Origin of the sequence: Neisseria sicca 4320 (genome assembly GCF_000193735.1) — a bacterium.
In the GTDB taxonomy this organism is placed as follows: Bacteria; Pseudomonadota; Gammaproteobacteria; order Burkholderiales; family Neisseriaceae; genus Neisseria; species Neisseria sicca_E.
This window is the reverse complement of record NZ_AEPF01000050.1, coordinates 20,904-28,578: the sequence shown is the minus strand read 5'-3', so window position 1 is coordinate 28,578 and position 7,675 is coordinate 20,904. Positions and strand designations below refer to the sequence as shown.

Below are 7,675 nucleotides of genomic sequence, written 5' to 3'. Positions count from 1 at the left end.
GTTATACCTGTTTGTCTTTACACAACATCCCTTACCAGTCAAAACCGATGTAATCGGGCATATCAAACTTTATCTGCCATCCCAAAAAAATTTCAGACGACCTCTTCATCTCAAAAGGTCGTCTGAAAAAGCAAAGCGGTTGGTTTGAACTTGTCTTGATATGTTTAAAACCAAGTTCAGCTCAAACTTACGCTTCGCCTTCTGCTTTATCGGCTGACTCCGTTGCGCTCGGCTCGGCGGCTTTGTAGAGGTAAACCGTTGCCAGCGGCGGCACTTTGACGGCGAGCGAGTTAGGCTTGCCGTGCGACCAGATTTCTTCGGTTTGGGTTTGCAGGGCTTGTCCGGTGGATACACCGCTGCCGTTGTAGCCGGGGTCGTCTGAATTGAGGATTTCGCGGTATTCACCGGCTTCGTTCACGCCGAAGCGGTAGCTGTCGTGGACGACGGGCGTGAAGTTGCTGATGACGATGACGCGGTTGCCTTCGCGGTCGCGGCGTTCGAAGACGAAGACGGAATTATTGCCGTCGTCAGCGACCAGCCATTCGAAGCCTTCCGGCCATTGGTCGAGCTGGTAAAGCGGCGCGGTGTCTTTATAGACGTGGTTCAAATCGCGTACGAAGTTTTGTACGCCTTTGTGCCAGCCGCCTTCTTGGTCGAGCAGGAACCAATCCAGTCCTTCGTTATAGTTCCACTCTCTGCCTTGCGCAAACTCGTTGCCCATAAACAAAAGTTTTTTGCCGGGGAAGCCGTACATGAAGCCGTAGTAGGCGCGCAGGTTGGCGAATTGCTGCCAGCAGTCGCCGGGCATCCGTCCGAGCAGTGAGCGTTTACCGTGTACGACTTCGTCGTGCGAGAGCGGCAGGACGAAGTTTTCGCTGTATTGATACATCATGCCGAAGGTCATTTTGTTATGGTGATATTTGCGGTTGATGGGGTCTTCCATCATGTAGCGCAAGGTGTCGTTCATCCAGCCCATGTTCCATTTGTAACTGAAGTTCAAGCCTTCTTGACGGGTTACATTGGCGAACGAAGTGGATTCTTCGGCGATTTCGGTGGCGGACGGGACGACCTCTTTCAACATAGTGTTGGTATCGCGCAGGAAGGCGATGGCTTCGAGGTTTTCATGACCGCCGTATTGGTTGGGTATCCACTCGCCGTCTTTGCGCGAGTAGTTGCGGTAAATCATGGAGGCGACGGCGTCCACGCGGATACCGTCGAAGCCGAAACGCTCTATCCAATACAAGGCATTGCCTTGCAGGAAGTTTTTGACTTCGTTCCTGCCGAAGTTGTAAATCAAGGTGTTCCAGTCTTGGTGGTAGCCTTCGCGCGGATCGGCGTGTTCGTACAGCGCGGTGCCGTCAAACTTGGCAAGCCCGTGGTCGTCGGTCGGGAAGTGTCCGACTACCCAGTCAAGAATGACGCCGATGCCTGCATCGTGTGCGGCTTTAATCAGGGCGCGCAATTCGTCGGGCGAACCGAAACGGCTGGTCGGCGCATACAATCCGGTCGCCTGATAGCCCCACGAGCCGTCAAACGGGTATTCGGACACGGGCAGGAATTCGATATGGGTGAAGCCCATGTCTTTGACGTATGCGACCAATTCTTTGGCGAGCTGTTCGTAAGTCAGCCAGAAGTTGTTTTCGGGATTGCGTTTCCACGAACCCAAATGCACTTCATAAATGCTGATGGGTGCGTCAATGGCGTTGGCGCGGGCACGGAAGTCGGGTGCGTCCACTTTTTCCGGCAAACCGCGCACGACAGATGCGGTATTCGGACGCAACTCTGCGCCAAAGGCATACGGGTCGGTTTTTTGCCGCACATCGCCGTTGGCATCGCGGATTTCAAATTTGTAGAGGGCGTTGAGTTTGACGGCGGGAATGAAGATGTCCCAAATGCCGTTGTCGCGGTGGAAACGCATGACGTGGCGGCGGCCGTCCCAGTGGTTGAATTCGCCGATGACGGACACGCGCTGCGCGTTCGGCGCCCATACGGCAAAGCTCACGCCTTTCACGCCGTCCACTTCGGCAAAATGCGCGCCTAAAGTTTCATAAGGACGCAGGTGTTTGCCTTCCGCCAGCAACCAAGAATCCATGTCTTTTAAGGCAGAGCCGAAGCGGTATGGGTCTTCTTCGCGCACAGGCTCGGCATCTTCGGTATAACGGACGTTCAAAGCATAGTCGGGCGCGCCTTCGGGCAGCACGGCAACGAAGAATCCGCGTTCATCGACTTTTTCAGACGACGTAATCACCTCGCCGCTCTCACGGTTGACAATATCCACGCCCGAAGCGTTCGGAATCAGGGTTCGCACGACCTCGTCGCCTTCGGCAAGGCGGTGTCGTCCCAAATAGGCGAACAAATCGCTGTGGGTGGCAAGAAACAGGCTTTCGACTGTGTCGCGTTCGACTTGGTCAAGCTCGTGATAAGGCTTCATCCGGCTGTTTTTCTTCATGCGTACCTCTCCAATCATGGCAAGTTGGCCGCCCATCAGGCGGTTGTGGGGAAAATCTTCAAGCGCAACGGGCATTTTGCGCGCCCAGTTGGGATAACCCTCGGCAACGCCCGGCACATTCAGGTTGTCGCTCATGCCCAGCAGGTTTTCCAGTTGCACCGCATACAGTTTGCTGCGACTCATGACGGCATACCGGTGCAAGGCGGTTAGCAGCGCTTCGTCAATTTCAGACGACATCTCGGCGTCGGCTGGCAGGCAGCCGGCGTGTTTCAACTTATCGAACAAATCCGACTTGTCGTGTTCGCGCGCTTCTAAGGTCGTCTGAAAAGTTTCCGCATCGGGAATCGTACCCAAGCGGAACATCAAATCCAAATCCTTGCCCGTCCAATAGCCCGCCAAGGGTGCGACATCATGCGTGCTGACCACTGTAATCGCCTGTTCGGGATATTCTTCGGGCAATTCAAAGCCGTGCCAGCCTTTGCTGAAATACACGACCTTATAAGAAAACACCTGATAACGGTTCAGCAAATACCGCGCTTGGTCGGGTACTGTCCCCAAATCCTCGCCGATGACCACGCATTGGTTCCGCCGGCTTTCCAAAGCTAGGATGGCAAACATCACATCCGCGTTGTAATGCACATACGCGCCAAAGTCCGCCGTCTCTCCCGCAACCCACCACAGACGGCACAAAGCCATCACATGATCGATGCGCAAGATGCCGTAAAGCCGCATATTTTCACGCAAAAGACGGACAAACTTCTCATAACCCGTGTGCTTCAACACGGTCGGATTGAGCGGCGGCAGATTCCAGTTTTGCCCCGTCGGGCTGAACGGATCGGGCGGCGCGCCAACCGCCATATCCATACAATAATCGGCGCGGTTAAGCCAAGTATCCGCACTGCCGCGTGCCACGCCGACCGCCAAATCGCCGTAAATCCCGAGCTTCACGCCGCGCGCCGCAGCCGCTTCGTTCACTTCGCGCAACTGCTCCGCACAAAGCCATTGCAGCCACATATAAAAACGGATTTCGCGGCGGTGTCCCTGTGCAAATCGTTGAACCGCCTCGCCATTCGGTTCATGAAACTCCGACGGCCAAGACAGCCAACCCACTTCGCCGGAACGGTTGTAATACTGATCCAACGCCTCAAACAAACCGAAGCCTTCCAAAGCCTCGCCGTGTGTTTCGGCAAAGGCATCAAACGCCGCCCGCTCTTGTTCGGCGGCTTCGCATTCGTCGTTTTCAAACGCATCAAACGCCTTTTGTAAAGCATCGCGCTTGAACGCCCAAACCGCCGTATAAGCGACGGTTTCCGTAATCCGCAACGCCGCGATGCGCTGGCAGATATTCGGCTGCTTGAGCCAGTTTTTCAGCTTTTCGTTGTAAGAGAATGCGCCAACCTTCTCCACATCCAGATAAATCGGATTGAGCCATTCGCGCGAAGACGGGCTGTACGGGCTGGCAAAAGCAGGCTTGGCACTAAAAAGTGCGTGCAACGGATTGATGCCGACGAAATCCAGTTGCTTATCCGCCGCAAACGCCATCAAATCCAGCAAATCGGTAAAATCCCCGATGCCCCAGTTCCGCTGCGAACGCAGGCTGTACAAATGCGTCGTCAGCCCGTTCATCCGCAAACCGCGTTCCAGCATTTTGGGTTGATAAACCGACTGCGGCGCAACCACCAGCCGCACCTTGCGGACAATGCCCTCAATTTCGGCAGACAAGGTGTAATAGCCGTAAGCCAAAGCAGGCAACGCAACCCAAAGCACGCCGTCCTCGCCATGGTTCAACGCCAAAATCTGCCGTCCGCCCGCCTCATCTTCCAAGCAAACTTCAGCCGCGCCACGAAACTCGGAAGGCATTCGCAAAGATTCCTGACCGTTTTCATGCGCCGCTAAAGTATCCGCATAAAGGTCGTCTGAAAAACCGTCCTGCTGCAAAGCCCCAACAATCGCTTCCAAAACTTCGGGCTTGGTCTCATGATAAATTCCACCGATGTCGTGGAAACCCAAATCAATTCCCAAGCCCAGAGCCTGCTCTTCCAAATGTTCGCTCATGACACAATTCGCCTGTTTACAATAAACCGAATCTTAATATAAATAAGATTGAATGTTTCCCATAATTCAGAGAAAACAAACCTTCAGACCCAGATTTCCCTGCTTAGTTTGACTTATCCCAAAATTTTTAGGCGATAGGGAAGCAGCTTGATTTTGATGGTTGTCGGAATGTTCCAGCTATATTTGGGTATGGGTTTGCAGGATATAAAAAGGTCGTCTGAAAACAGAAACCCAATCCTGCTTTCAGACGACCTTTTATCCTTAAAATTAATTATTTAGTGATGATGACCGTGCAGGCCGTGAACGTGGCCGTGCGCGATTTCTTCTTCAGTCGCATCGCGTACACCGTCAACCGTTGCTTTAAACAAAATTTTCATGCCGGCAAGCGGATGGTTGCCGTCAACTACGGCTTTGCCGTCTGCAACGTCGGTTACGCGGTAAATCAAGACATCGCCGGTTTCAGGATCATCAGCTTCAAACATCATGCCTACTTCCACATCGACAGGGAATGCGTTGACATCTTCAATGCGCACCAAGCTAGGATCTTGCTCGCCGAACGCATCATCGGGAGACAGCGCTACTTCAACTGTATCGCCGACATTTTTCCCGTGCAAAGCTTCTTCCACCAAAGGGAAAATGCCGTCATATCCGCCGTGCAGATAGACGATGGGTTCTTCGGTTTTGTCCAGCAGTTGGTTGTCTGCATCGTACATTTCATAGTGAAGCGAAACCACGGAATTTTTTTCAATAGCCATTTTTTATCCTTAATCATGACTGTTTATCAAAATAGGCTTTATTGACAACCTTCTGCCAACAAATCCAAAATATTTTATCACAGTACCGTCTTAAACGGAAATTCATAATAATATTCAAAATTTAACTTTATCAAATAAATTCCAACATATATTTACTAAATATGATTAATGGTGTAAATTTTAATAATATTTAAATTAATGTAGCTTTTTCGCAACTTCTGTCTTTATACGTAATGGGTCTGCGCTATTGGACAGAAATATCCGAACTATTGGGAATACACTATTCATTTATATATAAATGTATGAAATAAATAGAATTTTAAGATAATTCCAATCTTGAATATACTTTCGACGGCAAGTTGTGCTGATTGGTTTTATTACCTATTTCAGACCATCCGGGATTGATTAGAAGTTACTAAAAAATTACTAATTCGTCTGTACCGTTGCACCGATCCATCCTGTCGTGCATAATGCAGGAAATTCAGCAATGAATTTTTACTCTAAATGGAACGGATTAATACCGTTTCAGTTGTTCCGTTTTTTGTTTAAATCGATTTAAAGAAGGTTCTCAAAATGAAAAAATCCCTGATTGCTGCTGCTCTGTTCTCTTTGGCTCTTGCCGCTTGTGGTCAAAAAACTGCAACCGAAGCTGCTTCTGAAGCTGCTGTTGCTGCATCTGAAGCAGCTTCTGATGCTGCTGTTGCCGCTACCGAAGCTGCTTCTGCTGCTGCATCCGCCGCTACCGAAGCTGCCGTTACTGAATCTGTCACTGAAGCTGCCGCGGCATCCGCTGCACATAATGCCGCTGCATCCGCTGCACATAACGCCGCCGAAGCAGCTCAAGACGCTGCATCTGCTGCAGCCTCTGCCGCTTCTGCTGCAAAATAATATTTTTACAGTTAAAAAAGCAGGATACGATTGTATCCTGCTTTTTTTATTTTTCAGACGACCTTTACCGTTTTTCGCGCCCTTTATCCACTATATAATTCCCGTACACATATAAACCATTCCTGCCTCCTGCCATGTCCAATCTGTACGACCGTTTTCTTGAATTTCTTTCTCCTGCTGAAATCATCGAAGCCACACCAGCCTTATTAAATGACCAACGTCGCCGTTTTGTTTCCGACCCAGATATTATTTTGCAACCGCATTCGATAGAAAATGTACAAAAAATCATGCGGTTTTGTTTTGAACACCGTATCCCCGTTACCCCGCAGGGCGGCAATACCGGTTTGTGCGGCGCGGCGGTAGCTTCCGGCGGCGTACTGCTCAATCTTTTCAAAATCAACCGCATCCGCGAAATCAACCTTGCCGACAACAGCATCACGGTCGAGGCGGGCGCAATCCTGCAAAACGTCCAAAAAGCGGCAGCCGAAGCAGGCAGGCTGTTTCCCCTCAGTCTTGCCAGCGAAGGTTCGTGCGAAATCGGCGGCAATATCGCCTGCAACGCCGGCGGATTAAACGTTTTACGTTACGGCAGTATGCGCGACTTGGTATTAGGCTTGGAAGTCGTCCTGCCCAATGGCGAACTTGTTTCCCATCTCCAACCGCTGCACAAAAATACCACCGGCTACGACCTGCGCCACCTCTTTATCGGAAGCGAAGGCACGCTCGGCATCATTACCGCCGCCACGCTCAAGCTCTTCGCCCGCCCGCAAACCACAGCCACCGCATGGGTAGGTTTGGACGACATCGAATCTGCCGTACAACTTTTGACTGCGGTACAAGGGCATTTTGCCGAACGCCTCACCAGTTTCGAGCTGATCAGCCGCTACGCTTTGGCATTGTCTTCCGAATTCAGTCATCTGAAACAGCCGACCGATGCAAACTGGCACGTTCTGCTCGAACTGACCGACTCTGTTCCCGATGCCGGGCTCGATGAAAAACTTGCCGAGTTTCTCTATCAAAACGGCCAAGAAAACAGCATCATCGCGCAGTCTGAACAAGAACGCCTCGACCTGTGGACGCTGCGTGAAAACATTTCCGCCTCTCAGCGCAAGCTCGGCACCAGTATCAAACACGATATCGCCGTCCCAATCGCCCAAGTCGCCGCCTTTGTCCGTCAATGCGCCCCCGCCTTGAAAACCCGTTTTCCGGGTATACAAATTGTCTGCTTCGGACATTTGGGCGACGGCAGCCTGCATTACAACACCTTCCTGCCCGACGTCTTGAGCAACGAAGCCTACCGCTACGAAGATGCCGTCAACACCATCGTCTATGAACACATCCTCGCCTGCCACGGTACCATCGCGGCGGAACACGGTATCGGCACCATCAAGAAACACTGGCTCCCCAGCGTCCGCACCCCGTCCGAAATCGCCCTGATGCGCGCCATCAAAGCCCAGCTTGATCCGCACAACATCATGAATCCGGGCAAACTCCTGCCGTAAGCAATATTTCAGTATTTGCCAAAATC

At 51.5% G+C, this 7,675-nt stretch carries 4 protein-coding genes; 2 read left to right on the top strand and 2 right to left on the bottom strand.

Annotated features, from left to right (window positions below; all coding sequences use genetic code 11):
• Window positions 1-187: 187 nt before the first annotated feature.
• Window positions 188-4,504, bottom strand: coding sequence for a 1,4-alpha-glucan branching protein GlgB (glgB, locus tag NSCA4_RS0104510; RefSeq protein ID WP_016687026.1), 4,317 nt, complete (start codon window positions 4,502-4,504; stop codon window positions 188-190).
• 275 nt (window positions 4,505-4,779) lie between these two features.
• Window positions 4,780-5,259: an FKBP-type peptidyl-prolyl cis-trans isomerase gene (locus NSCA4_RS0104505; RefSeq protein WP_016687025.1), complete on the bottom strand. Its 480-nt coding sequence runs from the start codon at window positions 5,257-5,259 to the stop codon at window positions 4,780-4,782.
• Between the two features lie 573 nt (window positions 5,260-5,832).
• On the opposite strand from NSCA4_RS0104505, the gene NSCA4_RS0104500 reads away from it, so the two are divergent.
• Window positions 5,833-6,147, top strand: coding sequence for a hypothetical protein (locus NSCA4_RS0104500; RefSeq protein ID WP_016687024.1), 315 nt, complete (start codon window positions 5,833-5,835; stop codon window positions 6,145-6,147).
• 134 nt (window positions 6,148-6,281) lie between these two features.
• Complete coding sequence (locus NSCA4_RS0104495; protein WP_016687023.1) at window positions 6,282-7,649, top strand: FAD-binding oxidoreductase; 1,368 nt, start codon at window positions 6,282-6,284, stop codon at window positions 7,647-7,649.
• Window positions 7,650-7,675 lie beyond the last annotated feature (26 nt).

Bases quoted from the DNA above. Each gene is read 5' to 3' on its own strand.
- NSCA4_RS0104500 (WP_016687024.1), top strand. From the start codon at position 5,833: ATGAAAAAATCCCTGATTGCTGCTGCTCTGTTCTCTTTGGCTCTTGCC.
- glgB (WP_016687026.1), bottom strand. From the start codon at position 4,504: ATGAGCGAACATTTGGAAGAGCAGGCTCTGGGCTTGGGAATTGATTTG.
- NSCA4_RS0104495 (WP_016687023.1), top strand. From the start codon at position 6,282: ATGTCCAATCTGTACGACCGTTTTCTTGAATTTCTTTCTCCTGCTGAA.
- NSCA4_RS0104505 (WP_016687025.1), bottom strand. From the start codon at position 5,259: ATGGCTATTGAAAAAAATTCCGTGGTTTCGCTTCACTATGAAATGTAC.